28 protein-coding genes and 2 tRNA genes are annotated in these 26132 nt (G+C 40.9%); 19 read left to right on the forward strand and 11 right to left on the reverse strand.

All coding sequences use genetic code 11. The features are described from left to right. Positions 1-71: 71 nt before the first annotated feature. Positions 72-209 carry a hypothetical protein gene (locus ACSQ6I_RS09670; RefSeq protein WP_438890305.1) on the reverse strand — a complete coding sequence of 46 codons (138 nt, stop codon included), beginning with the start codon at positions 207-209 and terminating at the stop codon, positions 72-74. Positions 210-474: 265 nt separating this feature from the next. On the opposite strand from ACSQ6I_RS09670, the gene ffh reads away from it, so the two are divergent. The 11 genes from ffh (at position 475) to ACSQ6I_RS09725 (ending at position 9133) form a co-directional block, all read left to right on the forward strand. Further along, positions 475-1923 carry a signal recognition particle protein gene (ffh, locus tag ACSQ6I_RS09675; RefSeq protein WP_438890132.1) on the forward strand — a complete coding sequence of 483 codons (1449 nt, stop codon included), beginning with the start codon at positions 475-477 and terminating at the stop codon, positions 1921-1923. A gap of 196 nt (positions 1924-2119) precedes the next feature. Then, a complete protein-coding gene (gene rpsP, locus ACSQ6I_RS09680) occupies positions 2120-2380 on the forward strand; it encodes a 30S ribosomal protein S16 (RefSeq protein WP_015214383.1) in 261 nt (86 codons plus the stop codon). Positions 2381-2387: 7 nt separating this feature from the next. After that, on the forward strand, positions 2388-2774 hold the full coding sequence (locus ACSQ6I_RS09685) for a KH domain-containing protein (RefSeq protein WP_438890133.1): 387 nt from the start codon (positions 2388-2390) through the stop codon (positions 2772-2774). A 385-nt stretch (positions 2775-3159) separates the two neighbouring features. Beyond that, on the forward strand, positions 3160-4113 hold the full coding sequence (locus tag ACSQ6I_RS09690) for a PhoH family protein (RefSeq protein ID WP_015214385.1): 954 nt from the start codon (positions 3160-3162) through the stop codon (positions 4111-4113). Positions 4114-4151: 38 nt separating this feature from the next. After that, the gene (locus tag ACSQ6I_RS09695; protein ID WP_438890134.1) at positions 4152-4559 is read left to right on the forward strand and encodes a ChuX/HutX family heme-like substrate-binding protein; all 408 of its coding nucleotides are present in this window, start codon (positions 4152-4154) and stop codon (positions 4557-4559) included. A gap of 136 nt (positions 4560-4695) precedes the next feature. Further along, positions 4696-5493: a DUF6816 family protein gene (locus ACSQ6I_RS09700; protein WP_438890135.1), complete on the forward strand. Its 798-nt coding sequence runs from the start codon at positions 4696-4698 to the stop codon at positions 5491-5493. Positions 5494-5581: 88 nt separating this feature from the next. Further along, a complete protein-coding gene (locus tag ACSQ6I_RS09705; protein ID WP_438890136.1) occupies positions 5582-7402 on the forward strand; it encodes an ABC transporter ATP-binding protein in 1821 nt (606 codons plus the stop codon). Positions 7403-7417: 15 nt separating this feature from the next. Further along, positions 7418-7552, forward strand: coding sequence for a hypothetical protein (locus ACSQ6I_RS09710; RefSeq protein WP_438890137.1), 135 nt, complete (start codon positions 7418-7420; stop codon positions 7550-7552). Then, positions 7515-7600: transfer RNA gene (locus ACSQ6I_RS09715), tRNA-Tyr, on the forward strand. Before ACSQ6I_RS09710 ends, ACSQ6I_RS09715 begins: the two co-directional genes overlap by 38 nt. Before the next feature lie 93 nt (positions 7601-7693). Beyond that, a tRNA-Thr gene (locus ACSQ6I_RS09720) sits at positions 7694-7765 on the forward strand. 201 nt (positions 7766-7966) lie between these two features. Continuing rightward, positions 7967-9133 (forward strand): tyrosine-type recombinase/integrase, encoded by a 1167-nt coding sequence (locus tag ACSQ6I_RS09725; protein WP_438890138.1) that lies wholly within the window; start codon positions 7967-7969, stop codon positions 9131-9133. 15 nt (positions 9134-9148) lie between these two features. On the opposite strand, the gene ACSQ6I_RS09730 is transcribed toward ACSQ6I_RS09725, so the two are convergent. Continuing rightward, positions 9149-9685: a P-loop NTPase family protein gene (locus ACSQ6I_RS09730; protein ID WP_438890139.1), complete on the reverse strand. Its 537-nt coding sequence runs from the start codon at positions 9683-9685 to the stop codon at positions 9149-9151. A 350-nt stretch (positions 9686-10035) separates the two neighbouring features. Between ACSQ6I_RS09730 and ACSQ6I_RS09735 the strand changes: the two genes are divergently transcribed. From ACSQ6I_RS09735 to ACSQ6I_RS09770, 8 genes are all read left to right on the forward strand, one after another. Next, positions 10036-10611 (forward strand): adenylate kinase family protein, encoded by a 576-nt coding sequence (locus tag ACSQ6I_RS09735; RefSeq protein ID WP_438890298.1) that lies wholly within the window; start codon positions 10036-10038, stop codon positions 10609-10611. 130 nt (positions 10612-10741) lie between these two features. Continuing rightward, positions 10742-11485, forward strand: a complete 744-nt coding sequence (rph, locus tag ACSQ6I_RS09740; protein ID WP_438890140.1) for a ribonuclease PH — start codon at positions 10742-10744, stop codon at positions 11483-11485. A 65-nt stretch (positions 11486-11550) separates the two neighbouring features. Then, positions 11551-12336: an MlaE family lipid ABC transporter permease subunit gene (locus ACSQ6I_RS09745; protein ID WP_438890141.1), complete on the forward strand. Its 786-nt coding sequence runs from the start codon at positions 11551-11553 to the stop codon at positions 12334-12336. Between the two features lie 230 nt (positions 12337-12566). Then, a complete protein-coding gene (gene pgl, locus ACSQ6I_RS09750; RefSeq protein WP_438890142.1) occupies positions 12567-13289 on the forward strand; it encodes a 6-phosphogluconolactonase in 723 nt (240 codons plus the stop codon). 148 nt (positions 13290-13437) lie between these two features. Further along, a complete protein-coding gene (locus ACSQ6I_RS09755) occupies positions 13438-14316 on the forward strand; it encodes an FHA domain-containing protein (protein WP_438890143.1) in 879 nt (292 codons plus the stop codon). Positions 14317-14403: 87 nt separating this feature from the next. Beyond that, the gene (locus ACSQ6I_RS09760) at positions 14404-15144 is read left to right on the forward strand and encodes a M50 family metallopeptidase (protein ID WP_438890144.1); all 741 of its coding nucleotides are present in this window, start codon (positions 14404-14406) and stop codon (positions 15142-15144) included. After that, on the forward strand, positions 15141-15329 hold the full coding sequence (locus ACSQ6I_RS09765; RefSeq protein ID WP_438890145.1) for a hypothetical protein: 189 nt from the start codon (positions 15141-15143) through the stop codon (positions 15327-15329). The genes ACSQ6I_RS09760 and ACSQ6I_RS09765 overlap by 4 nt, the downstream gene beginning before the upstream one ends. A gap of 2 nt (positions 15330-15331) precedes the next feature. Beyond that, the gene (locus ACSQ6I_RS09770) at positions 15332-15613 is read left to right on the forward strand and encodes a hypothetical protein (protein WP_438890146.1); all 282 of its coding nucleotides are present in this window, start codon (positions 15332-15334) and stop codon (positions 15611-15613) included. Here the strand turns inward: ACSQ6I_RS09770 and ACSQ6I_RS09775 are convergent. From ACSQ6I_RS09775 to ACSQ6I_RS09815, 9 genes are all read right to left on the reverse strand, one after another. Continuing rightward, positions 15604-16602 carry a 2-hydroxyacid dehydrogenase gene (locus ACSQ6I_RS09775; protein WP_438890147.1) on the reverse strand — a complete coding sequence of 333 codons (999 nt, stop codon included), beginning with the start codon at positions 16600-16602 and terminating at the stop codon, positions 15604-15606. The two genes, ACSQ6I_RS09770 and ACSQ6I_RS09775, sit on opposite strands and share 10 nt — an antisense overlap. Before the next feature lie 76 nt (positions 16603-16678). Further along, a complete protein-coding gene (locus ACSQ6I_RS09780; RefSeq protein ID WP_438890148.1) occupies positions 16679-18115 on the reverse strand; it encodes a PP2C family protein-serine/threonine phosphatase in 1437 nt (478 codons plus the stop codon). Positions 18116-18287: 172 nt separating this feature from the next. After that, complete coding sequence (locus ACSQ6I_RS09785; protein WP_438890149.1) at positions 18288-18707, reverse strand: ATP-binding protein; 420 nt, start codon at positions 18705-18707, stop codon at positions 18288-18290. A gap of 175 nt (positions 18708-18882) precedes the next feature. Next, positions 18883-19221, reverse strand: a complete 339-nt coding sequence (locus ACSQ6I_RS09790; protein WP_438890150.1) for an anti-sigma factor antagonist — start codon at positions 19219-19221, stop codon at positions 18883-18885. A gap of 88 nt (positions 19222-19309) precedes the next feature. Further along, positions 19310-21430: a glycogen debranching protein GlgX gene (gene glgX, locus ACSQ6I_RS09795; protein ID WP_438890151.1), complete on the reverse strand. Its 2121-nt coding sequence runs from the start codon at positions 21428-21430 to the stop codon at positions 19310-19312. Between the two features lie 107 nt (positions 21431-21537). Next, positions 21538-21876 (reverse strand): anti-sigma factor antagonist, encoded by a 339-nt coding sequence (locus ACSQ6I_RS09800; RefSeq protein WP_438890152.1) that lies wholly within the window; start codon positions 21874-21876, stop codon positions 21538-21540. Positions 21877-21953: 77 nt separating this feature from the next. Further along, positions 21954-23774 carry an AGE family epimerase/isomerase gene (locus ACSQ6I_RS09805; RefSeq protein WP_438890153.1) on the reverse strand — a complete coding sequence of 607 codons (1821 nt, stop codon included), beginning with the start codon at positions 23772-23774 and terminating at the stop codon, positions 21954-21956. Between the two features lie 67 nt (positions 23775-23841). Then, positions 23842-24444: a DJ-1/PfpI family protein gene (locus tag ACSQ6I_RS09810; protein ID WP_438890154.1), complete on the reverse strand. Its 603-nt coding sequence runs from the start codon at positions 24442-24444 to the stop codon at positions 23842-23844. Positions 24445-24611: 167 nt separating this feature from the next. Then, positions 24612-26120, reverse strand: a complete 1509-nt coding sequence (locus tag ACSQ6I_RS09815; protein WP_438890155.1) for a nuclear transport factor 2 family protein — start codon at positions 26118-26120, stop codon at positions 24612-24614. Positions 26121-26132: the final 12 nt, after the last annotated feature.

Here is a 26132-nt window from a genome sequence, read left to right on the forward strand (position 1 = left end):
GCTAATTTCTAGCATACTTTATGAGAGGTGGGCATTGCCCACCATTAGATTTTAAAGGATTTTACAACCTACTAAACCTTAAACTTCTCAGTGATCCGCTTCATTGCTTCTTCCACATTTTCCCCACTGTTAAACGCAGAAATACGGAAATAACCTTCACCCGCAGCACCAAAACCAGAACCAGGTGTTAGCCTCTTGCTGGCTTTCATCCCTTACCTAAATGACAGCTAAGTTTTTTCGCCCAGCTATAAAACTTAACCTCAAGGATTTTCAGCCTTTTTTCTTAATAAAATTTCAAATTGATCAACCAAGAATCCCCCGAATTTAGGGAAGCTGATTCGGAAGAGTGTCAATACATCTGCGGTAAAAACTACTAAGCTGGTAATATAGCGAATTAAAATTTTACTGGAAATCCTGAAACGCCAGACCAGCGGTTCAGATTTTTTCGTTGTCTAACTACGTTGTAGCTAAATTATGTTTGATGCACTATCTGACCGTTTAGAGTCTGCCTGGAAAAAACTGCGGGGACAGGATAAAATCTCTCAATCTAACATTCAAGATGCTTTGCGGGAAGTGCGCCGCGCTTTGTTGGAAGCAGATGTTAACCTCCAGGTAGTCAAAGATTTTATTACCGAAGTCGAAACCAAAGCTCAGGGAGCCGAAGTCATCTCCGGTGTGCGTCCTGACCAACAGTTCATCAAAATTGTCTACGATGAACTGGTACAGGTAATGGGGGAAGAAAATGTTCCCCTAGCAGAAGTTGAGGGTAAAACCACTGTTGTCCTCATGGCTGGGTTACAGGGTACTGGTAAAACCACAGCTACAGCTAAGTTAGCCTTACACTTACGGAAATTAAATCGTAGTTGTTTATTAGTGGCAACAGACGTATATCGTCCCGCAGCTATTGATCAACTTTTGACACTGGGTAAGCAAATTGACGTACCTGTGTTTGAATTGGGTAGCGACGCTGATCCTGTGGAAATTGCCCGTCAAGGTGTGGAACGCGCTAGGGCAGAAGGCATTAATACAGTTATTGTAGATACGGCTGGACGCTTACAAATCGACCAAGAGATGATGGCGGAATTAGCCCGCATTAAGTCAACTATCGAACCAGACGAAACTCTGTTAGTAGTGGACTCGATGACTGGTCAAGAAGCTGCAAATCTGACTCGTACCTTTCATGATCAAATCGGCATTACTGGGGCAATCCTGACCAAATTAGACGGTGATAGCCGTGGTGGTGCGGCGCTGTCAGTACGGCAAATTTCCGGTGCGCCGATTAAGTTTGTTGGTGTGGGTGAAAAGGTAGAAGCGCTACAACCTTTTTATCCTGAACGGATGGCTTCCCGGATTCTGGGTATGGGCGATGTTCTGACCTTGGTAGAAAAAGCCCAAGAAGAAATTGACTTGGCAGATGCCGAGCAAATGCAAGCGAAAATTTTGTCGGCGAAATTCGATTTTACCGATTTTCTCAAGCAGATGCGGCTGCTGAAAAATATGGGTTCCCTGGGTGGGATCATGAAGATGATTCCGGGTATGGGCAAGCTTTCTGATGACCAATTGAAGCAGGGCGAAACCCAGCTAAAACGGTGTGAGGCGATGATTAATTCCATGACACGCCAAGAACGCCTTGATCCCGATTTGTTGTCTAGTTCTCCCAGTCGGCGGCGGCGAATTGCTTCTGGTGCTGGTTATAGAGAAGCAGATGTGAGTAAATTGGTGGCAGATTTCCAAAAAATGCGATCGCTCATGCAACAAATGGGTCAAGGCAATTTCCCCGGTATGCCAGGAATGTTCGGCGGTGGCAACCCCTTAGCGGCCGGTAATAGTCCCGGTGCAGGCTGGCGCGGTTATCCCGGCGGTGCAGCACCCGCGAAAAAGAAAAAGAAAGAGAAAAAGAAAAAAGGCTTTGGCACTCTTTAGGTAGCAAAGGGAAAATTTATTCACCAATGACCAATAACCAATGACCAATGACCAATAACCAAACCACCAATAATGCCTAGCAAGTGCTAAAATTGTCATTTCAGCATCAGAAGTTTTGAATAGAGGCCGTCTAGGCTAGTCACTTCTTCCTCAACCAGTCACAAAATAACTATAAACAGGAGAAAAATTTCTCAACATGATCAAACTGCGCTTGAAGCGATTCGGTAAAAAGCGGGAAGCAAGTTACCGCATTATTGCTATTAACGACCTTTCTCGCCGTGATGGTCGTCCCCTAGAAGAACTAGGTTTTTACAACCCCAGAACAGATGAAGTACGACTAGACGTTCCCGGTATTGTCAAGCGACTACAACAAGGGGCCCAACCCACCGACACCGTTCGTCGCATCCTAGTAAAAGCTAATGTTTTTGAACAGGTCCGTGCAACAGCCGCATCATAAGCTTGAAATGAAATCACCAACAGCCAGTCCTGACTATGTGGGACTGGTTCAGTTTCTTGTGCAACCGTTTTTAGAATCTCCAGAGTCTTTAAGCGTCGATTGTGAAATTTCTCCCACCCTCAAAAGGGCTTGGATTCGCATCGCCTTTGAAGCCACAGACAAAGGAAAAGTCTTTGGTCGGGGTGGGCGCAATATTCAGGCGATTCGCACGGTAATTGCAGCAGCAGCAGAATTGGCGGGGCAATCAGTACACCTGGATATTTATGGCAGCAACTCCCAAAGTCGGGAGGGTATGTCTTTTGATGAAGAACAGGAAGAAAGAATACCGCCACCAAAATCGAGAGAAAGAAGTGGAAATGTTCCCATGCCTGTTGCTAAACCTCGGTTTCGCTAGGTTCAAACTGGGAAATTTACGCAGAGTCAGTCAGTGATCAATTCTGGGAAAAATTTAGACAGGTGGCAACAAGATTGTCAAATATTTTCGGTATCTCTCGTTGCTATGACGGAGTTGTCAGTAAAGTACAGACATCTGTTGCCAGCCTACTCTCAGAATAATTCGTAATTCGTAATTCGTAATTAGAACTTGCCGAAACAACTGGGTTTACACTCAGGACTTAGCACTTTGCCAGAACTGTTTTAACGTGACTGATTTTTTAAGCATATTTTAAGTTAAGATAGTATAAATTCTTGTAAAGATTTAAAAAAATTATTTTGTTGCTTTCTTCAGAGAAATATCGTCATTTGTCAAGAACTGCTCCTCAACTAATTGTAAAAAAACTATGGCAGGTGCTTTAACAATTCAACTGCCTAACATTCCCAGTGCGATCGCTCTCGCGGGATATGGGGAAGCAAATCTCAAATTCCTCTCTCAACAAACCGGAGCTAGTTTAGTTCTACGGGGACAGGAACTGCTGATTACTGGAACAGACAAACAAGTTGAACTCACGGCGCAATTAGTGCGATCGCTCGAAAGTCTGTGGAGTAAAGGTAATAATATCTCAACTGCTGATATTTTAACAGCCCGTCAAGCCCTAGAGAGCGATCGGCAAGGCGAACTCCAAGACCTACAGCGAGACATCCTCTCCAAAACTCGCCGTGGTCAAGAAATCCGCGCCAAAACCTTTCGTCAAAGACAATACATCGAATCCATCCGCAAGCGTGACCTCACCTTTGGCATTGGCCCTGCGGGAACCGGTAAAACCTATCTCGCTGTTGTCGTAGCCGTTCAAGAACTCCTCGCTAATCAATTTGAACGCATAATTTTAACTCGTCCAGCGGTCGAAGCCGGTGAAAGACTGGGATTTTTACCTGGAGACTTACAACAAAAAGTCGATCCCTATCTCCGTCCCCTTTATGACGCTATTCATGAATTCATCGACCCCGAAAAAGTCCCCAATTTGATAGAACGTGGTGTAATTGAAGTTGCACCACTCGCCTATATGCGGGGACGTACCTTAAATAACGCCTTTGTCATTGTTGATGAAGCCCAAAATACCACACCCGCGCAGATGAAAATGGTTTTGACTCGCTTGGGTTTTGGTTCGCGTATGGTAATTACAGGCGATATTACACAAACCGATTTACCAATTCACCAACAATCAGGATTAACCATAGCTTTACAAATTTTGAAACACGTTGAAGGCATCGCCTTTTGTGAATTTACCCAAAAAGATGTAGTTCGTCACCCTCTAGTACAGCGTATTGTTGCCGCTTACGAACAACATGAAAAATAGTCAATTAGTCATCAGTCATTAGAAATAAAAACCAGCTTATGAGTACAACCTTGAGAGAATTTATAGAAGCTTGTCAAAACTTAGGAAATGTCAGGCTCATTGTCACCAGCAGCGCCACCGTTTTAGAAGCAAGATGTAAAATAGAAAAACTATTTTATGCTGAATTGCTCAAAGGCAAATATGCAAATATGCACACTGATGACTTTGAATTTCACTTAAACATGGACAAAATTACTCAAGTGAAATTTGAAACAGGTGAAGCAAAAAGAGGCAACTTTACAACTTACGCAATTCGGCTTTTAGATGAAAAACAAGAAACTGCATTAAGCATATTTCTACAATGGGGTAAACCCGGTGAATATGAACCAGGTCAAGTAGAAAATTGGCAAGCTTTACGGGAGAAATATGGAGAAGTTTGGCAACCTTTACCCATCGAAACCTTGTAATTTAATATCTAAATCCCCTCCTTACCTCGTTCCCAGTCTCTGACTGGGAATGCCTATTAGAGGCTCTGCCTCCCTTAAATAAACATAAATTAACACCCATAAGCAACACTAAATCTTCCTAAAATCTAATATTGCTATGTTAATAAAGATAATTTTCAGCTTTTTCTTAATGCTTTTATTTCTCATAGGAAATGGGGAAGCACAAGCTGGCGAATTAGCAACACGATTAGCAAACTTTCCGCAATGGGAAAAATTAACATCAGTCAAAATAGCCGAAGGAGATTTAATATATCCTGATTGGATGTTTGGAAATTGGCAAGTTACCAGTACCTTAGTAGATTTAGCTGCACCTTTAGCACCAGATATCATCACACCTGGTTTTGAAGGAAATCGTCGTCAACTAAATCAACCTATTACTTTTTCAGTCAGATTTGTGAAAGTTAAACCGCAAATCTCAGGTTTCAAACTTATCCCCAAAATAGATAATCAATCACAAATATTAGTAGCTGATAGAGTATTTAACAGCTTGAATTTATCAAAAGCTTATTTAGGAAATGATGCTGTATTATCAGTTAAAATAGATCCAGAATCTCCTAATCGTCAAATTACATTTTTACGTGGCGAACGTCAATTAGTTTCTATTGTCACCGCACGCGCTACCGAAAATACACCTGATCATAAATTTATCACCACAGAAGTATTTCAACAATTATTTAAAGGTAGTTCTCGTCCCTATTTCAATACGGTAGAATCTACAACAGCCTACCATCAACTTTCGACATCTAACCCAGCAATTGAAGCAGATCAAGTTACTGCTGTTTACCTTTCGCCCCAAGATCCTGATTATTTTACCGCAGGTTCTCGACCAGTCGCACTTTATCGTTATCATCTCGAATTTTTCCCCTCAGCACAGCCAAATATTTCTCAAGAATGATTTCATGGCTTCACTATTGACAGATACATATTACAAATGTAGTATAAATACTCCAGGCTAATATTCATGCTTTGGGATACTGTGCATTATGGCGAAATTTCGAGATATTCTCAATTATTTTCGTCCCTACTGGAAACTGAGTATTTTCAGCATTACCGCATCCAGTATTTACGAAATTATTGATTTACTTGTACCTTATGCGATTGGACAAATTTTAAATGTTTTGTCTAATCAACCTTTGGATAAACCAATACAAGGAGCAATAACTAGTTTTTCAAACATCACAAATTATCCAGTTAATCAAACTCTATCATTGACTGTATTACTGGGTATAATATTTATTGTCACCGTAGTCAGAGCGCCTACACAACCTTGGTTAACTAGTTGGTTTCACTGGGATATAGCATTAAGATCGCGTCGAGATAAAACTCAAACAGCTATAGGTAAAATTCTCACACTTCCGCTAGAATTTTATGATGAAAATAACCCTGGACGTATCTCTGGAAGAATAGCGAGAGGTCTTGCTAATCACACCTGGGGTTATCCAGAAATTGCAGGACAATTTATTCCTAAATTATTGCGAGTAGTAGGAATATTTATCTTTATTGCCTTTATTGAGTGGCGAATTGCCATTTTATTTCTGATTTCTTTTGTACTTATCCTTGGCTTTAGTTTGAAGCAATTACAGCGGTTAATTTGGTATGAAACCAACTTGGATAAATATATGGAAAATACAGAAAGCCGTACTTCTGAAATTGTTACCAATATCAAAACAGTCAAAGCATTCGCAACAGAATCTCAGGAATTAGAACGTCAAAGACAACGTTTATATCGAGAGCTAAAAGTAGTTGATTATCGACTCCATAAAGGTTATGTAAAACTGGCTACTTGGCAAAAAACTGTAATTCAGTTTTGCGTATTTATGATTTTGGGTTTAACTCTAGTTGCCACAGTAAATGGTAAAATTTCTCTAGGTCATTTTATTATGACTTTGACTCTTTCTAGTATGGCTTATTCTGAGTTAGAACCTATTAGCAACTTAGCCGAATCTTTCGCACGTCGTTATTCTGCTATGGTGCGGTTTCACGAATTTCTGCAAACACCATCAGGAATAGATTCAGATGGACTTTTGACAGATATAAATCAGAAAAAGGCGCTATATAAATTTACTGGCAAAGTTGAATTTACTCAAATCAGTTTTGGATACGATAGCAATCGTCAAGTTTTGCAAGAAATCAACTTGTTAATTGAGCCATATCAAACAGTGGCTTTAGTGGGAAAATCAGGTTCTGGTAAGTCTACTTTAATCAAGTTGCTATTGCGCTACTTTGAACCGCAAACAGGGCAAATTTTGATTGACGGTGAAGATATTCGCAGCTTAGATGTAGGTAAGTATAGACGCAGATTAGCGATCGTCCACCAAGAAGTAGATATTTTCAACGGTACAATTTTGGATAACCTCAAATATGGTAGACCAGAAGCGACCTTTAAGCAGGTGCAGGAAGCCTGTAGAATCGCCAGACTTGATGAAGTAGTTCAACACCTACCCCAAGGTTATTACACCGTTGTGGGGGAAAGAGGGGTGAGGTTATCGGGGGGACAAAGACAGCGGTTAGGAATTGCTAGGGCGTTGCTGGTGGAACCAGACGTTTTAATTTTTGACGAAGCTACCTCTAGCCTAGATTATGAATCTGAGCGTTCAATTCAACTTGCTATGCGCTCAATTCAGGGAACTCGCACCACAATTATTATCGCTCACCGTCTCAGCACAGTCAGGGAAGCCGATAAAATTGTAGTTCTTGATCAGGGCAAAATTGCCGAAGTCGGTAGCCATGCTGAATTATTGCTTCAAGAGGGCATTTACCAGCGCTTACACTCCCTGCAAGAAACAGGAAACTTTATTGATTAATCCCCAGAAACCCTTTTGGAGCAAGCTATTCGGGTTTTCCACAAAAATCTTTTCCCCAACCCCTTGCCAGATTTAAAAACTGGTGCTATTGTTGTTAATCGTGGGACACAGCGGGTCGATGTCCGAGTGGTTAAAGGAGACGGACTGTAAATCCGTTGGCTTACGCCTACGCTGGTTCAAATCCAGCTCGGCCCACCACTTTTAGAGATGTAAGTTACAATAGCTGAGTGTCGAGTAAACTTCTCAGCTTTGTAACTTGTAACTCGCAATTCAAGTTAACTTTCAGTTTTTGCCCGTGTGGCTCAGTGGTAGAGCACACCCTTGGTAAGGGTGAGGTCACGAGTTCAATCCTCGTCACGGGCTTTTTATTTTTTCTTAGAAAATTAATGTAAAATTAAGGGTTTTAGCCTTTTTAGAGGACTCAGAAGTTAAAAAACTGAGTTCTCTATTAGTTTTTTGACTATGATTTAGCTATGATCACAAGATTTTGAATATTCTACTTGTCTTTTTGACTATGATTTGACTATGATTTAGTAGAGCAAATTATTATCATATTCATGAAGAATGAATAAAACACGAAAAGAATCCAAAGGATCAGTAGGTATTGAATCATTTCAGAGTCGATTACGTCTGAGACTACCAAGACAACTTTACCAAGGTACACAAAAGTATTTGACTCTGGGTTTAGCTGATACCCCTGAGAATAGAGAATTAGCCGAACAGAAAGCACATCAAATAGAATTAGATATCCTATCTGGCAATTTTGACGAAACTCTGGCTAAATATAAACCACAAAGACATTTATCTATAGTGATTCCAGGTGAACCGCAGCAAGTATTAAGAATTGGTGAACTCTGGGATAGATATGTTGAATACAAGCGTCCATCTTTAAAACCAAGAACACTAGATAAATTAGCTGTTCTAGAAAAACATATTAAACGTTGTCCATATCAGGCTTTAGAGGAGGGTATAAAAATTAGGCTTTCACTATTGCAACAAACAACTAATTCACAAGCTAAAGATGTACTTATGTATCTTTCTGCCGCTTGTAAATGGGGAATAAAATATGGGTTAGTGACTTTTAATCCTTTTGAGGGAATGTATAATGAGCTTCCTAAACATAAATGGCAGGATGAATCAAAGCCGAATGCTTTTAGTGAAGAAGAAAAACTAAAGATAATTCAGGCTTTTAGAAATTACAAACCATCTAAAGGTATAAGCTACAGACATTATGCGCCATTTGTGGAGTTTTTATTCTTGACAGGATGCCGACCTTCAGAAGCAATCGGTTTGCAATGGAAGAATATTACACCTGATTGTTCTAGAATTACTTTTGAAAGTGCATTAGTTCAGGTTGGGAATGGTGAAAGGGTTAGAGTTAATGGTTCTAAAAATAATAAAAAGCGGGTTTTTAACTGTAACCAAAAACTACAAGAATTGCTTTTAGAAATTAAATCTGACAATCATGAAATGCAATCTTTAGTTTTTCCATCACCAGATGGGCTATCTATACATTATAGAAACTTTTCACGTCGAGCTTGGGATAAAATTGTAGACCAATTGGTAGAAAGACAAACAACTCCATACTCATGCCGTGATACTTTTATTTCTGAACAAATTGCTAAAGGTGTACCTACGGCTGTAGTTGCTAAATGGTGTGATAATTCTGTAGAGATGATAGAAAAAAAATATCTAGATTCTCAAGCATTAGAGCAACTTAAGCCGCTATAGTACAGTAATAGCTTTTTACGGCTGATGACTACGACGAATTTCTGTAATTTGATCTGCTACATCTAGTAGAGATTTCGATATTTCTGTCCCAGTGAGAATGATATCAACATGAAGAGGGCGTTTGGCGAGAAACTCTAAAACCTCTGCTTCTGGAATTAAGCCGAAGTTGATAGCTAAACTTAACTCATCTAAAACAAAAAGAGAATACTTGCCTTCAGATACTACTTTTTGTGTATACTGCCACAACTGTTGTAAAGCTTGACATTCAGTTTCGTCCAAGTGTGGGGTATCAATACAACGGGGTAAGTCACAGCGAAGCCAATCTAAATTTTGAACCATTTGAATAGGCTTGTCATGTCCTTGACGAATACCACCTTTGAGAAACTGTACTATTAATACTGGTGTACCTTGACCTGCTATTCTCAGCGCTTGTGCCATAACGCTTGTGAAAAAGTTACGATGGGGACTAGTGAAAACTTGTAATAGTCCCTCAACTGAATATGGTAAGCTGAGAGTCGAATTGATACTTGGGGTTTCTAGTTGTGCAACCATAGGTTTAAGTTTAAAAAGTCACAATAAATTAAATAGTTTTAGTTGAGAGTAGTAATCGCAAATCTAAGCTGTATAATCAGTCTGTTTTGTACAGGTCTAGTGTATTTCATGATTGCCATTATTTAGTCAAACACTAGATTTATTCTGAAGTCAAGAGCTATTTTGATTTACATTTTTGTTTTTCTTGCCTGAAGGTAGTTGTAAAAATAGAAACAAATAATTGGCAGTATTTATCAATTAAAACTCTGGGCTAGGGGCTGAAAATCATTAAAAAAGTAGATTTATCATTTTATTTGGGCAAAACAGAGTTAGGTGGTAGTGAATTATAAGATGATGAGGAGTGAATGATTGTGAGATTGGTGATTCTAGGAGGTTCAGGATCTGGAAAAAGTACTCAAGCACAAAGGCTCTGCAAATACTTTGATGTTCCGCTGATTTCTACAGGTGAGATTTTACGAGACGCTATCTCTGGTGATAAAACAGGCAATGGCTATGGTGAACTGAATGATTTAGGACGTAATGCCCGTCCTTATGTGATCAGAGGGGAATTAGTCCCAGATGAAATGATGATTGAATTTATCAAGGTGCGTTTGAGTCAACAGGATGCTAATGGTGGTTGGATATTAGAGGGCTATCCTCGCACGGCTTTTCAAGCGGAAGAATTAGATTTTTTATTGGACAATTTGGGAGAAAAGTTAGATTGGGGAATATATCTGCAAGTACCACAGGCAGTGATGGTTAGCCGTTCCTTAGGGCGATCGCTCCCAGATGATCAACCAGAGATTGTACAGCGGCGTGTAGAGCTATTCTACGATCGCACAATTCCTATCTTAGAATATTATGACCGTCGTCGTCGTTTATTAACTATTAATGGTGCCGATTCCCCAGAACAGGTACAGCAAAATATTCTGACTTTACTAGGGTGACAGGAGGAGGCAGGGGGCAGCCCTTCGACTTCGCTCAGGGCAAGGGAGGGGGCAGGGAAGAAAATCACCACTCTTCCGTGATCCTGCGGTAATCTAAGAGGCAGAATGGAAAAATTTTGAGGCAACTTCAATGACTTGGCAGCGTCCAGATGGTCGAAACTCCCACGAACTCCGTCCACTGAGTTTTTATCCCAATTTTACCCGCTTTGCACCTGGTTCTGTTCTGGCAAAATGCGGTGATACGCAGGTACTTTGTACTGTTAGCGTTGCTGAGGGCGTGCCTAGATTTTTAAATGGGACTGGTAAAGGTTGGTTAACGGCTGAGTACCGGATGTTGCCATCTGCTACACAACAACGACATGAAAGGGAATTGTTGAAATTATCAGGACGGACACAAGAAATTCAACGTTTAATTGGCAGGAGTTTAAGGGCAGCTTTGGATTTTGAGGTGTTGGGAGAACGGACGCTGACTGTAGATGCTGATGTGTTGCAAGCAGATGCGGGAACAAGGACAACGGCGATTACAGGTGGCTTTGTGGCCATGGCTCATGCTATTTCTCAATTATTGCAGCAGGGGGTGTTAGAGCGATCGCCTTTGTGCGGACAAATAGCGGCTGTTTCTGTCGGCTTATTGGAAAAAGAAGCATTTTTGGATCTTAATTATATTGAAGACGTAGCCGCATCTGTAGATTTTAATGTAGTCATGAATCAAAACCTGGAAATTATCGAAATCCAGGGAACAGCAGAGGAAGGCAGCTTTAACCGTCAGCAGTTAAACCAATTGCTGGATGTTTCAGAAAAAGGAATTCAGGAATTATTAATTGCCCAACGTAATGCAATACCTGACTGGAACACGCTGTTTATAGGAAATTGAGATGCAATATTTCCCGTCAATGGTCAGTTTTGGTGAATACTGACTAATATAAAAAGTTAATACTTATGGCGGTAAAGTTGCAACCAACAAGAAATCGAAAGCAATGGTGGGTGATCCGCTGTTTTGCTACAGTGCTGCTCTTTGGTCAAATTTCGTTACATATAATTCAAGGAAAAACTTACTACCGGAAAATTTTGGAGCATATGGTGACTGCTGGGCCTGCTGCCCTCGCACCAGTTCTGCTAGTCAGTGGATTTGCTGGCATGATTTTCACCATACAAACAGCCAGAGAATTAGTCAGATTTGGTGCTGTTGAGTCTGTGGGAGGTGCTTTCGCTTTAGCCTTTTGCAGAGAATTAGCGCCAATTTTAACTGCTAGTATTATTGCCGGGCAAGTAGGTTCAGCATTTGCAGCAGAAATAGGGGCAATGCGAGTCACAGAACAGATTGATGCCCTGTATATGCTCAAAACTGACCCTATTGATTATCTCGTACTACCGAGAGTCATTGCTTGCTGTTTGATGATGCCTTTAATGATGATTTTTGCTTTAGTGATGGGCATTAGCGGGGGAACTTTTGCTGCATTCCAGTTTTATCGCGTTGAGCCAGAGACATTTTTAGAATCAGTGCGAGATTTTTTAGAACCTTCTGATATGTTGATTGTTTTGCTCAAAGGGTTGATTTTTGGGCTTATAGTTGCAGTCAATGGCTGTAGTTGGGGACTGACTACCAAAGGAGGAGCCAAGGAAGTAGGAGAATCGGCGACAACGGCAGTTGTGACTACTTGGGTAGCAATTTTTATTATGGATTTTGTTTTGGCGTTGCTGCTGTTTGAGAAGCCAACATTTTAAAAAATTCCCGGTAATGTGTGAGTCAGACCTTCCACGTTTTTCAGAGCGGAAGCTAATTGATGGTTAGTACCACTGACTACTGATAAATTATCATAAATAGTGATAAAGAACCTCTAGGTTGATTATTTCTGACCTGACTTGATGATGTTAAAAGTTTCAAAAGTTAAAATGGGAAACTGTCATAAGTTAGGTATTGTATTGCTGGAAGCCGGCTATGTAATGATAAAGCCATGAACAAAACGGTTGAAGTTTTACCGGATCTGCCAGCGCTGGTAGCACGGGCGCTAGATTTAATCTTGTCTAAATTGGAAACTGCCATTAAGGAACGGGGGCAATTTACTATTGCCTTATCTGGTGGTAGTACACCTAAGCCGTTGTACGAAGCAATAGGTAAGCAAAACCTACCTTGGGATAAAATTCATGTATTCTGGGGAGATGAGCGTTATGTACCACCAGATCACCCTGATAGCAATGAATTGATGGCGCGTCGTGCCTGGTTAGATCAGGTTGCTATCCCAGCAGCTAATATTCACGCTATGCCAACCCTATCGGCTAATCCAGCGGTGGATGCGGCTAAGTATGAAAAGCACCTGCAAGAATTTTTTAATTCTGCGCCAGGAAATTTGCCTGCATTGGATGTAGTTTTATTGGGAATGGGTGATGATGCTCACACTGCATCTTTGTTTCCACATACAGAAGCTCTAAATGTAAGCGATCGCTTGATTACTGTGGGCAATAAAGACGGTAATCCCCGGATCACCTTCACATACCCATTTATTAACGCGGCTCGGTGCGTAATTTTTGCGGTGGCTGGTGCTAATAAACGACCAGCTTTAGCCCAAATTTTTGCCCCTGTAGCCGATGATTTTACCTACCCATCTCGCTTAATTAAACCCCAAGGGGAATTATTATGGCTGCTAGATGCAGCAGCAGGTTTGGAAATCAAACCTTAAATTCAGTAGATGACAGGGAACAGGAAATAGGGAACAGGGAAACGGGGAAAATAACCTTACCTTATTGCCTATTGCCTTCTTACACTGACAACTAATAACTGCTTGCCAGTACTATATTTTACTATGACCTTGACAAAGGCTTAAATTCATGATCGTCTGCCCGAATTGCAATCATCCCAACCCAGACGGCGCTGTTCAGTGTGAAGCTTGCTACACGCCTTTACCAGCAACTACTAACTGTCCCAGTTGTGGGGCAACTGTACAGGCAGATGCTGCTTTTTGCGGTCAGTGTGGCTATAACCTGCACTCTAATACTGCTGTACCGGAGCCAACAATAGTAGGATCAACTATAGCCCCTGATATGCCTGTGGAATTACCACCATTGGTGTCTCCTGACCCAATGTTAGAACTTTTACAACCAGACGCTCTAGGACTCAATGCTCCTGCTCAACCTCCTGCCCTTTCTACCCTACCACCAACGGTAGTAGCAGTAGCACCAGAACCCGTACAAGCACCCGCGCCAGTTCCACCACCTGCACCAGAACCCGTACAAGCACCCGCACCAGAAGCGATCGCACCACCTGCACTAGAACCGGAACCTGCCCCAGTTGTTCAACCTGAGCCAGAACCGGAACCAGCACCCGCGCCAGTTCCACCACCAGAAGCCGCTGTAAATGCCTCTAGAACACAATTACAGCAGGTGATAGCCCGGCTATTCCACGTTCAAAGTAATCAAGAAATTGAATTACCACAAAATCTATCTGTAGTTCATATCGGTAAACCTAATGACCGGATTCCTCCAGATATTGATGTTGCTGGATTTTCTAATTCAGAAATCGTCTCCCGGATTCATGCAGATATCCGTGTCGAGGGAGATGCTCATTATATAGAAGATGTGGGTAGTTCCAACGGCACTTATATTAACAATTTGCCGCTGTTACCAGGGAACAGACACCGTTTACGTCCAGGCGATCGCATCAGCTTGGGTAAGGGAGATTTGGTGACTTTCTTATTTCAACTCTCTTAGCAGCATAATGGGTAATTGATAATTCGTAATTCGTAATGAATAATATGTAGTTACAAATTACGAATTACGAATATAAATTGAGAATTTATGCGACAACCAAAAGACTTTCCACCTTTCCTGAGTCAAGAAGCTCCTTCAGAAGTAGAACGGATGGGGTTAACCTGGCTTGTGGGGGCTGCGATCGCTACTGCTATTTTATGGCAATTTCCTGGAGGGGATTATATTTTATACCCCTTCACCATCCTGGCAACATGGTTTCACGAAATGGGTCACGGCTTGATGGCTTTGATGTTGGGGGGTAATTTTCAGAAATTACAAATTTTCAGCAATGGTTCTGGTGTAGCAAGTTACTCTATCAGTTCTGCATTGGGGCCAATTGGCCCTGGTTTGGTTGCAGCCGCAGGGCCAATGGGGCCACCTATCGCCGGTGCAGCATTAATTCTCGCTTCCCGCCATTTTAAAACAGCTTCCCTGAGTTTAAAGATTTTAGGGGGATTCTTATTATTTTCTACATTAGTTTGGGTACGTTCTTGGTTTGGGTTAATAGCAATTCCTGTATTAGGTTTAATTATTTTGGGAGTAGGTTTAAAAACTCCTCCCTGGGTACAGGGTTTTACAATTCAGTTTTTGGGTGTGCAAGCTTGTGTAAGTACATACCATCAATTAAATTATCTATTTAGTTATACGGCTGGCCCCTTGGGTCTTTCAGATACAGCACAAATGCAGAGGTATTTGTTGTTACCTTATTGGTTTTGGGGTGGGTTAATGGCTGTAGCTTCTTTGGTGATTTTAGTCCGCAGTTTACAGGTTGCCTATCGTTCGCAATGATGGGTAATAAAAATCATAAAAAGGCTATAGAATCTTTCTTTAAGCAAATTGCCAAACATAAAGAAAAGCTTAAACTGGAACTAGAAAAGGATTTTCCTGATCTGGGTTTAATTAAGCATTGGGAAAAAGAGGTTAGGACTTTTGAAGAGAACATTCAGAAAAAGCTGAAAAGATTAGGACAATGAATATGCAGATTACTGAACAAAATCTTCCCATCACTAATTCTACTCTCAGTACCTTAATTACTGAATTGGGTGAAGAATGCCAGAAGGTACAAACGCTAATTAATCAGCTACAGTTACCGGGTTTAACCTCTGATCAAAAAGGTGACATTATAGCAGAACTGCTAGTGAGTGTAGTTCATCTGCATACTCATTGTGATGATGATTTTCAGGAGCTAATTTCTAATGAACTAGAAGAGTTACCTGATGATGAACAAAAGCAGAATATAAAAGCTTTTTACTGTTGATGGCGGATTTGATTAGCACAAGAACGCCCTTGTTCAACGTCAGCTATATTAGCAAAAGTGGTATCGGCAATATTTCGTAAAGCCTCTGCTGTGAAGAAAGCTTGATGTCCTGTAATCAAGACATTGGGAAATGTCGTCAAGCGTTGGAAAACATCATCTTGAATGATTTCCCCAGATAAATCTTCAAAAAATAATTCTGATTCTTGTTCGTAAACATCTACACCGAGATAACCAATTTGACCTGATTTCAACCCCTCAATCACTGCTTGGGTATCAATCAAAGCACCGCGACTAGTGTTAATAATCATCATACCCGGTTTCATTTGAGCGATCGCTTCACTATTAATCAAATGGTGAGTTTCCGGCATCAGGGGACAATGCAAAGAGATAATATCAGAATTGGCGAAGATTTCTGGCAACTCTACATACTTCCCACCTAATTCCTCTAATTCTGGGTTGCGATAAACATCATAAGCTAGTAGATGACAACCAAACCCTTTCATAATCTGTCCCAAAATCAGACCGATTTTACCTGTACCAATAATCCCCACTGTGCGTTCATTCAAGTTAAATCCTAACAACCCATTCAAAGAAAAATTACCTTCCCGCACACGGTTATAAGCACGGTGAATTTTGCGATTTAGGCTTAAAATTAATCCTACCGCGTGTTCAGCTACCCCATAGGGTGAATAAGCTGGTACACGGACAACAGTAATTCCTAACTTGGCTGCGGTTGCTAAATCTACATTATTGAACCCTGCACAACGTAGAGCAATTAAATGAGTTCCCCCAGCAGCGAGAATTTCTAAAGTGGCAGCATCAACTTGATCATGGACAAATACACAAATACAGGGAAACCCTGCCGCTAAGATGGCGGTATCTCGATTTAGACGTGGTTCAAAAAATACCAACTCATGTTGAATCGGAGAATTTGCAGCTTCTAAAAACTGCCTATCGTAAGTTTTTGTACTGAAAACTGCTACCTTCATCTAAAATTTCAGGCTATATGCTGCATGATACCCTTATAGCCTACACCCTAAACTCCATACCCCACAACCTTATTAATCATTTCCTTCGCACACAGAGCATTGTAATATCATCAAACTGTGGTGCATCAGCAATAAAATCAAATAAATTAGTTTTAATTGAATTCAGCAAATCAATAGCAGAAGTGGATGGTTGCTCTAGAATATCTCGCAGTCGCTTGTCTGTGAATAACTTACCTTCAGGGTTTTTGCCTTCAGTTACTCCATCAGTATAGCCAATCAATATATCACTAGGTTCAAGCTGAATTTGCTCAATTTTAAATTTCATTCCCGGCATCATTCCCACTGCCGGTCCGGTAGATTTTAGAGTGTTTTTAATGCCGGATTTATCAATAACAAACAGCGATTCATGTCCACCATTAATATAAGTCAGTATACCTGTTTCTGCCTCTAGAACACCAAAGAACATGGTTGCAAACATACTCATTTGCCAATGATTTTTGGCAACATATTCATTAGTTCTGGAAACTGCTTGCAGCGCCTTGACATGAGCTAAGTTTGTAGCGATAGACTTCCCAATCCAACCACCACTGGGCTGATTTTCTTGCAGAACCTGATTGGCAATGCCGCGCAATTGAGTTTCTGAAGAAAAGACACGGATTAAGCTTCGCATCAGAGCCATAAATAATGCTGCTCCCACCCCTTTATCACATACATCCGCAATTACCAGTCCTACCTGGTTATTAGGAAGTTCAAAAGTGTCGTAGAAGTCTCCAGCTACCTGACGGGCTGGGTGAAAGCAGGATGCAATTTCCCAATTGGGAAGTTTAACCAGTTCATAGGGGAGAAAATCAATTTGAATTTGCCGTCCCTTTTCTAGTTCAGCATCAAGAGCTTTGGAATATTTATCAAGTTTTGAATAGAGACGAGCATTTTCCAAGACTAAAGCCATTTGGTCAGCAGTGAGTAGCATGAGATTGGCTGTTTCTTGGCTAAAATGTCCTGGCTGAGAGTGTAATAGGGTGATAATTCCTAGTAACTCTTCACCTCTGATAATGGGAACAGCTAAGGCAGAACGGACAATGTAAGGCTGATCAGAAAAGGTGAACCAGCGCTGATCACACTCAGTATCTGCAATTAATCCGATTTGACGGTTACGGATCACCCAACCAGCAAGCCCCTGATCTAAGACGCTACCAATCAGGCTTTTCCGCTTTTCTGCTGTTACTTCTGTGCGTGAGAGGATTGCATCAGCTACCTTCCCAGAAGGTTCAAGTAAAAATAGACTGCCTTTTTCAGATTTAGTTTGATCGGTAGCGACATCTAATGTGGTCTGTAATGCTGCTTTTAGTACTTCTCCTTCTGTGGAGGAGCGTGCCATTGATACTAATTTTTCTAGCAACTTACTTTGGGCATTAAAAGCAGCTTCTTCATTTCTGAGTTCTGCTACTTCTCGACGTAGTGCTTCTAGTTCTTGGTAATCTACTTGTTGTTGAGATTGATGGTTAGAATTCATATTCCCCTAAGCAAATGATTCAAGCTGTCAATTTAAAGTGAGTTTTCTAAAAAGATAGATGCTGAAAACCTGTATGTGTGGATATTTTTCAATTGCTTAACCGGCGTTAACTTAGATTAATGGGGGCTGAATTACCTCAATATCATAGCCTAAACAAACATCCATAACTTGACTATTGGCAATTGACTACAAAGATATTACGATTCTTTTCTCCGACTCGTTGATAAAAATATTGATCTACACCCTGAATTGCCAAATATACTCCTAGTCCACCCATGCGGCGTTCTTCCAAATGCTTATTTAATTCTTCAGATTCGACAGTCACCATTTCGTAAGGATCGTATCTAGCACCAGTATCTTCTATGCAGATAGTTAAGGTTGATTCTTGGCGATCGCTAGATATATCTAGTTTACCAGTCAATCCTGCTTCTTCATAGCCATGCATAATGATATTGGTAGCAATTTCGTCTACTGCCAGACGCAGCTTATAAGTGGATTTTTTATCCAAGCCTGCTGACTCGGCTGCTGTCATCACATATTTAGCGATCGCTCCTAAAGAGTCTAGTGTTCCCGATACGGTTAAAGTTTCCATAACATAAGGTGGTGTTGGTATCCTGGGATAATCAGATTGAATCTCTGCGCTCGGCTCAGAAACGCAGATTGGGATCTATTAGACATCGACCGAATTTAAATATGCGTTTTCTACAACCCTTGTAGAGACGTTGCGGACAACATCTCTACTTTTTCGGAGATGTCTATTGAAATTTCTACGCCTTTCCTATTTTTGCAGCGTCATACTCATCTAGCAAAATAACACTGTGGTGAAAACCAGTCTTGATAATCGTCTCCAAAACTGTATCTTTTTGAGCGCCTACTATGTAAATATTCACTGCACCCATCTTTTGTTTAGCGAATATCAGCACCCGTAGTCCGGCACTGGCCATATATTCTAGGTCTGCCATCATCAAAACCAAACTTTTGGGATTTTGGGCAGCAGCCTCTTCTACCTTTGCCTTTAACTCTGATGCTGTACTCGCATCCAGTTCTCCAGATAAGGTAATTTTAGCGATGTCATCACTTGTTTCTAGGGTTGCGTTAAAAGCCATAATTTCCTGTTAGTAGTTGAATTGTGAGTAACGATTTTCAAGTTGACAATTGCTAGAGAGCAAATTATTCAGCAAGCCAAATGGTAATTTATTTACCTACTAAGATTGCCACAGAGCGATCGCCCATGAGCAATCCTGATTGATCTTCTAGTCTAGGTTCTGTACCAGGTTCCCAGCTATCATGCGGTGATATAGCACCAGTATTAGCAAAGATATGCCAATTCATTCCTACTGGCAAACTGGGAATCTCAAACCACTGAGCTTGCCAGTGCATATTCATTGCTACGTAGATATAATTATCTTCGACAGTTCCTTGTTTTGCGTGTTTACCGCAGAGCATAAAAGCCAGAGTCCGACAGGAATCAGACCAATCAGCATTCCATGCCTGTGTGCCATGCCATGTAATATCTGCATAGCCACTGCCAACATAATCACGATTTTGGAAGTGCCATTGATTTCTCAAAACTGGATGAACGTTGCGGAAAACAATGCAATGTCTAACAAACTTAAACAAATCTGCATTAGTTTTTAACAAATTCCAGTCTAACCAGTTCAAATCATTATCGTGGCAATAAGTATTATTATTCCCATATTGAGTCCGTCCCAACTCATCACCCATGAGAATCATCGGCACACCCTGACTCACCATCAGCATTGCCAAAGCATTTTTAATCTGACGACGGCGCAAAGCATTAATCCCTGGATCATCTGTTGGCCCTTCCCAGCCACAGTTCCAGCTATCATTATCATTCGTGCCATCATTATTATTTTCGCCATTGGCTTCATTATGTTTCCCATCATAGGAAACCAAATCCATCATTGTGAAACCATCGTGGGCAGTAATGAAATTAATTGATGTTGCCGGCGCACGACCAGACCAAGCATAGAGATCAGGAGAACCTTGCAAACGTTGGGCAGCATCCCCAACAGTACCATCTCCCTTCAAGAATTTACGAATACCATCACGGTACTTACCATTCCATTCGGCCCAACGTCCATAAGCAGGGAAAGAACCCACTTGGTATAAACCACCTGCATCCCAAGCTTCAGCAATCAGTTTACATTTAGCCAGAATTGGGTCAAAGGCCAATGATTCTAGCAAGGGTGGATTTGCTAAAGGTGCGCCCCAAGGATCTCGTCCTAAAATCGCTGCCAAGTCAAACCGGAACCCATCAATATGATATTCTGATGCCCAGTAACGCAGACAATCTAGCACTATTCCCCTGACAACTGGGTTATTGCAATTAAGAGTATTACCAGTACCACTAAAGTTGTAATAATACCCTTCCGGGGTCAGCATATAGTATGTCTTATTATCAATGCCTCGGAAGGAAATTGTTGGGCCATGTTCATTACCTTCCGCTGTGTGATTGAAAACTACATCTAGAATTACCTCAATCCCATTTTTATGTAATTCTTTCACCAGCGTCTTCAATTCATCAACCTGCATCCCAAATTTGCCTGTAGCTGCATAGCCAGCTTTGGGAGCAAAGAAGCCAACGGTACTGTAACCCCAGTAATTATAAAGGGTTTCTCCAGTTTGCGGGTTAGGGCGACTGTTTTCAAATTCATCAAATTCATAAATGGGCATCAACTCCACAGCATTGACACCCAACTCTTTCAGGTAAGAAATTTTGTCCCTGATACCTGCAAAAGTCCCCTGATGCTTTTCTTTAACACCAGAGGAAGGATGACGGGTAAAACTGCGGACGTGCATTTCATAGATGATCTGATCCTCTGGAGGAATTTCCAAAGGACGGTCATTTTCCCAGTCAAAATCATCAAAACCTATTCTGGCTCGATGGTGATAGATATCATTCCAGTCTGGGGTGACACCCCAAACGTCCCGACCACCAATAATTTTGGCGTAAGGATCCATCAATACTTTACTGGTATCAAACCAATGACCTTCCTGGAAATTATTTGGCCCATCCATGCGATAGCCATATTCTAGATTTTCATAATCAAGGTCAAATAAAACCATACAATAGACATTACCAATCCTGAACTCTTCAGGAAAAGGAATTTCTACTAAAGGTTCCTTGGCGTGCTTCTTAAACAAGACCAAAGTACAGGATTTGGCTTGGCTCGAAAAAATAGAGAAGTTAACCCCCCCTGGTACTAGAGTTGCACCGAAGGGAAATGGTTTACCGTTGCGTAATTTAAAACCCTCGTAAGTATGCGTTGGATGAATATCAATTCTTTCCATTGTTACTAGTCCTTATTTCCCGGTTATAGCTGTAGTCACATAGGTGAGGACAAGTATATTGCTCAAACCTTCAAACAACTGAGTTGATACTCGTTACTCGTTACTCGTTACTTAGAAGTCAGTGCTTCTATGCCTTTTTCCAGAGTTTCACTAGTGGTAAAAAAGTCTAGAAATCCGGTTATGGTCATGGTGTCTATAATTTCTTCAGTTAAACCCACCAATAATAACTTCCCTTCTTTGGCGGTTGTTTGCCGATACAGAGACAGCAGCATTCGCAAGCCAGCACTGGACATATAAGGGACTTTAGTCATGTCGAGGATAATTTTACTGCCTGGTTCTGCTAAAGGCAAAACTTCTTTGGTGACAGATGATGCTGTGTTGGCATCTATATCGCCCACAAGTACTGCTACCTTTACGTCTTTAATTGTCGTGATGCTAATTTCCATATTTATTGGTAAGTTTCACTGAATTCATAATTAGAGATGAGGGGAAAACACCCCTCACCGCATTGTTCCATCTATAGTTACACAGGCACAATCTGTACCTTAACTTTGACGCGATCGTTGGTTTTGGGTAAGGTAACAGTTAAAGCCTCTGCATCGAAGTTGGTGTAAGGCTCTCCGTCGATTTCACACTTACCAATTTTGATACTTCCAGGAGGCAAAATATCTGGTGATACTCTCAGAATATTGTCGGGGAATCCTCCAGGGATGGGCTTAAAGTAAAAGTCCATTGGCTGTTTGGTAATGAGCAAGTTGGTATAAACTGCTGCTAAATAGCATAGTTCAAAAGAGTGATAACCGCTCATGGAGTGGGAACCTTTACCCCGTTCGTTACCTCCGGCCAGATAGGGGATACCATTAGCGAGAACGTTAAAGTAAATGCCACCTTCTTCTAAATCTAGGAACCAAGCATTGTAAAATGCTGCGGATTCACGAGCTAAACGATGATATTCTTTGTCATCGAGAATGCCTGCTAAAATCTGGTACGCTAGGATCGCTTGTTCTTGTTGCCACCAAGCTTTGCGATCGTGCCAAACAAAACGATAAGTATCTTCACCTTCAGCTAGGGTTCGTTCGACAACGTCATACCAACCGCCACGCTGCTGGTCGCTACCAACATCTGGCATCAAATCAGCAATTTTTTTGGCTAAATTAACATAGCTATCCTTGGCTTTGAGGCTTTGCATCCTCATCAAGTTCCAAGAAATTTTCAGGTTGTGACCAACTACAGCCCGGTTTTGCTGCCATCCCCAACTTGTATCTTTAGACCAGTCTTGGAAAAAGCGTTCTTGCACAAATGGACTGTTTTCATAGTCAGGGAAACGTTTTTCGATGGTGTCGAAGGTATACTCCAACATATCGGCATATTCTTGTTTACCTGTAGCCAGCCAGAGGTTAATCAGGTAAGCTGGGGCATGATCACCGACAGAATTCCAGTTCTTAGTCCCTTTATTTTGTCCCAAGGTGTCGCTTAAGGGATCTAAAGTTAATGGATCGAGGTGAGAGAAGTATCCACCATATTCGCTTTTATCGAGTAAAAACTCGTTAAATAGCTTAATAGTCTTCTCGGTGTCATCCATAATCTGTGGATCACCGGTACAACGATAGGTTTGAATGGGTCCGGCTAGGGCGTAAATTTGTTCATAAGCAGGGATAGCGTAATAGTCATCACCAAACTCTGACGCGAAGATTTTATCTTCTTTTTCTCCCTTCACATCAATCCCGTGATACCAATAAACGATGCCTTCATCTAAGTCTACAAACCTCATGTGTTCCCGCAGGTACTCAGTACCTCTTTCAGCGGCTTTGAGGAAGCTATCATTACCAGTCATCAGGAAAGCGGTGGCAAAACCATATACTAGACGGGAAATAGTATCGGTTTCTTGGCGGAAATTGGTGGTTGATTGTATACCACTCAGATTGAGGGTGGTGCGATAGTTGCGATAGTCGTATTCACCTTCTCCAAATTGAGCTTTGAGATAAAATTTACCCAAAGCATTAATTTGCTTTACCCACCAATCTTGTTTCTCGAAAACGTAATCGTTTTTTTGCCGACCAGCAAAAACTATCTGTTTAGCATCGAATATATCGCTATCTGGGTAAAATACCCCATAAGTAAATAAATACCGTCCGGGTAACAGCATGGATCTCATGTTACCAGTAGCATCAGGATAGCCTTCATCAAAGTTCTGAATTAGTTTGGCAAAGGCCATCGGACTAATCTTAACTTGGAACTCTCTGCCATCAGAAGTTTTCAATCCAAAAGTGTCACTGTTACCGTCATATTCGGTCACATAGCCAGCGATTAGGTCTGAAAAGGTAAAATCTACCTTTGTCGTCATAATATTTCCTCGTTTTGTTTAGAATTGATTAATTTAGATTCCCTGAGCTAAAGATGTATGGAAATTACTAATTTTTCTCTATTTCTTTGACAAAAGTTTCCATGAATTGGTCTACCATACCGGGATGTTTACCTGTGATTAGATTACCATCAATGACTAAATCTGTAGTTACATCACCTTCATAGATAACGTCTGCTCCGGCATTTTCTACATCACAGATAATGTTATGAGCGCAGGTTACTTTTTTGCCTTTTATTAAGTCTGGGTCTGCACAGAATAGCCACAGACTATGGCAGATAGTTCCTAATTTTACATTATCTGTATTTGCTGCTTTTCGGAGAAAAACAACTGCGGGAGCTTGGTTTTTTTGACCTTTTTTAACATTTACTTGATACCGCAGGCGATCCATTGCATAAGCTCCAATGCAAATAATACCTTTATAATCCGCAGGATTAATATCTTTTACTTCTGTGGTAACAGTAACGTGAAATTCTACTTGATCATTTTCGGGGTTAGACCCAAAGTGTAGTTCTTTATTACCCCATAGATGAGAAATGTATTCTACTTCATAACCTTGTTCAGGGAAATACTCATTGAAGCGACGGAATTCTGTACCGTCAAAATGTTCTTCAATGAGTACACCTATTTTGCCTTTGTTTTCAATGGTCATCTAAATTTTCATCCTTGGTGATGCTGGCAATTAAGAAAATCGTAAAAAATGTATGAGTGACAAAACCCGATAATTTAGAGATCAGGGCAAAAATATGTTCACCCATACATAATGCTGCGTAAATCAAGAATTTCAAATATCAAGAAATTTCTTGATTTAGAGAGAATTTAAGTTATTGCTTGGTGATAAATCTCGTACAGATGTCCGTCTGGAGATAGTTCTTGGAATATTTTCGGCTCGAGCGATCGCATTTTACCATCAATGGAATTTTTAAAGAATTCTGGGCTTTCCCACTGGGCATAGTTGATAACTCTAGTACCATCTAAACTTCTGTGGAGAGTGGAGGAGATAAAACCTGGTTGGTGCTTGACATGGTTTTCCATGTAATCAACAATGCTACTTAAAAGCTCTTTTTGTTTCCATGTTTCGACTTCAAACACAACAATTACTGGAAACACTTGAGAAGTCTTTTGCTTATCCAGAGAAACAGCTTTACCCGCAGCTTCACCCCAAGGTGTCATATCTGCATACACGCGCCATTCACTTACCTTATTGCCCCGCATCCGATAAATATCGCAACAGGCTACTACCACGTGTTTCTTACTGCCCACCATTTCATATTTAGCATCCATTTCTATGGTGATGATGTCTGGTTCTATCCAGATTTTCCGGGCATCATGACCATAAAACTTAGCGGTAGTTTTAAAGGTGTGTTTAAAGAAGTCTACAACTGCATTTGGTCCATACATTGGCTCACCTGAACCTACTTTATAAAATAGGTCATCTGTCAGGTAAGTTTTGACTTTTTCCCAATCTTCAGCCATGATTGCTGCTGATAGTTCACCAACGGCTTGTAACTGTTCTGATGGCATTTCCATATTACCCTCTATAGGCCACTTGGGTCCGGCAATTGACCATTTAGGAATATATCCTTGAGCTACTCTTTGTTTACCTTCTGGATGTTCGGCAAAATGTCTTCTCATTGTGCCAGGAGCAAGTATTTGCTGTCCTTTGCTGACTGTCAGTACAGAAGCAGATTCAGGAACGGGAATTGTGGGATCAAATACAGGATTTACATCCATGAAAATCCGCAATTCACTGAATTTATCTCCCTGAACTCGGAAGATGTCAAAACAAGGAAGTGAAACAACTGAGCCATCTTTGCGCCAGTATGTTACATCCATTTCTACGAATACCGCGTCTCCTTCTTCCCAGATCATTTTGATCTCATGGTATACGGCATTAATTTGACTGAAGAAAGCATCGGCTGATTTTTTGATCGATTCCTTATCTAAACAGACATCAAAGTTACCAAATTGATAAACTGGTGTGTCGGTAAAGAAAGTAATGAAACCTTCAGCATCAAAAGCTTCACCTCTGGAAAACAGACGTTTTACTAAATCTGTATTAGTTCCAGAAATGCTTTCTATACTGGAAGTTTCGGCGTTATCATTTGCTCCTTGTGCCATTAACTCACCCATCATTGACTGCACAACTTGGCCAAAAACTATATGGACTTTACCAAGTGCTGATGCTAATTCTTCTTTGCTTAATTCATAGCCGTTTTCCCTAGCAATTTTTACAAACTGTTCAGCCGTATCAGCAGAATGCAGTTGCTGTTGTAGATTGGGTTGATCAAAAGCTGCTTGTAATAGATCTATTACTTTATGTGACATAACTATTCTCCT

Source organism: Anabaena sp. WFMT, from assembly GCF_051781005.1.
Lineage (GTDB): Bacteria > Cyanobacteriota > Cyanobacteriia > Cyanobacteriales > Nostocaceae > Anabaena.

Coding starts and splice junctions, on each gene's coding strand:
- ACSQ6I_RS09700 (WP_438890135.1), top strand. CDS start 4,696: ATGTTAATAAAGATAATTTTCAGCTTTTTCTTAATGCTTTTATTTCTC.
- ACSQ6I_RS09810 (WP_438890154.1), bottom strand. CDS start 24,444: ATGACCATTGAAAACAAAGGCAAAATAGGTGTACTCATTGAAGAACAT.
- ACSQ6I_RS09805 (WP_438890153.1), bottom strand. CDS start 23,774: ATGACGACAAAGGTAGATTTTACCTTTTCAGACCTAATCGCTGGCTAT.
- ACSQ6I_RS09780 (WP_438890148.1), bottom strand. CDS start 18,115: ATGAATTCTAACCATCAATCTCAACAACAAGTAGATTACCAAGAACTA.
- ACSQ6I_RS09765 (WP_438890145.1), top strand. CDS start 15,141: ATGATGGGTAATAAAAATCATAAAAAGGCTATAGAATCTTTCTTTAAG.
- glgX (WP_438890151.1), bottom strand. CDS start 21,430: ATGGAAAGAATTGATATTCATCCAACGCATACTTACGAGGGTTTTAAA.
- ACSQ6I_RS09690 (WP_015214385.1), top strand. CDS start 3,160: ATGGCAGGTGCTTTAACAATTCAACTGCCTAACATTCCCAGTGCGATC.
- pgl (WP_438890142.1), top strand. CDS start 12,567: ATGAACAAAACGGTTGAAGTTTTACCGGATCTGCCAGCGCTGGTAGCA.
- ACSQ6I_RS09815 (WP_438890155.1), bottom strand. CDS start 26,120: ATGTCACATAAAGTAATAGATCTATTACAAGCAGCTTTTGATCAACCC.
- ACSQ6I_RS09670 (WP_438890305.1), bottom strand. CDS start 209: ATGAAAGCCAGCAAGAGGCTAACACCTGGTTCTGGTTTTGGTGCTGCG.
- ACSQ6I_RS09685 (WP_438890133.1), top strand. CDS start 2,388: ATGAAATCACCAACAGCCAGTCCTGACTATGTGGGACTGGTTCAGTTT.
- ACSQ6I_RS09725 (WP_438890138.1), top strand. CDS start 7,967: ATGAATAAAACACGAAAAGAATCCAAAGGATCAGTAGGTATTGAATCA.
- rph (WP_438890140.1), top strand. CDS start 10,742: ATGACTTGGCAGCGTCCAGATGGTCGAAACTCCCACGAACTCCGTCCA.
- ffh (WP_438890132.1), top strand. CDS start 475: ATGTTTGATGCACTATCTGACCGTTTAGAGTCTGCCTGGAAAAAACTG.
- ACSQ6I_RS09760 (WP_438890144.1), top strand. CDS start 14,404: ATGCGACAACCAAAAGACTTTCCACCTTTCCTGAGTCAAGAAGCTCCT.
- ACSQ6I_RS09775 (WP_438890147.1), bottom strand. CDS start 16,602: ATGAAGGTAGCAGTTTTCAGTACAAAAACTTACGATAGGCAGTTTTTA.
- ACSQ6I_RS09730 (WP_438890139.1), bottom strand. CDS start 9,685: ATGGTTGCACAACTAGAAACCCCAAGTATCAATTCGACTCTCAGCTTA.
- ACSQ6I_RS09755 (WP_438890143.1), top strand. CDS start 13,438: ATGATCGTCTGCCCGAATTGCAATCATCCCAACCCAGACGGCGCTGTT.
- ACSQ6I_RS09790 (WP_438890150.1), bottom strand. CDS start 19,221: ATGGCTTTTAACGCAACCCTAGAAACAAGTGATGACATCGCTAAAATT.
- ACSQ6I_RS09770 (WP_438890146.1), top strand. CDS start 15,332: ATGCAGATTACTGAACAAAATCTTCCCATCACTAATTCTACTCTCAGT.
- rpsP (WP_015214383.1), top strand. CDS start 2,120: ATGATCAAACTGCGCTTGAAGCGATTCGGTAAAAAGCGGGAAGCAAGT.
- ACSQ6I_RS09800 (WP_438890152.1), bottom strand. CDS start 21,876: ATGGAAATTAGCATCACGACAATTAAAGACGTAAAGGTAGCAGTACTT.
- ACSQ6I_RS09745 (WP_438890141.1), top strand. CDS start 11,551: ATGGCGGTAAAGTTGCAACCAACAAGAAATCGAAAGCAATGGTGGGTG.
- ACSQ6I_RS09785 (WP_438890149.1), bottom strand. CDS start 18,707: ATGGAAACTTTAACCGTATCGGGAACACTAGACTCTTTAGGAGCGATC.
- ACSQ6I_RS09695 (WP_438890134.1), top strand. CDS start 4,152: ATGAGTACAACCTTGAGAGAATTTATAGAAGCTTGTCAAAACTTAGGA.
- ACSQ6I_RS09705 (WP_438890136.1), top strand. CDS start 5,582: ATGGCGAAATTTCGAGATATTCTCAATTATTTTCGTCCCTACTGGAAA.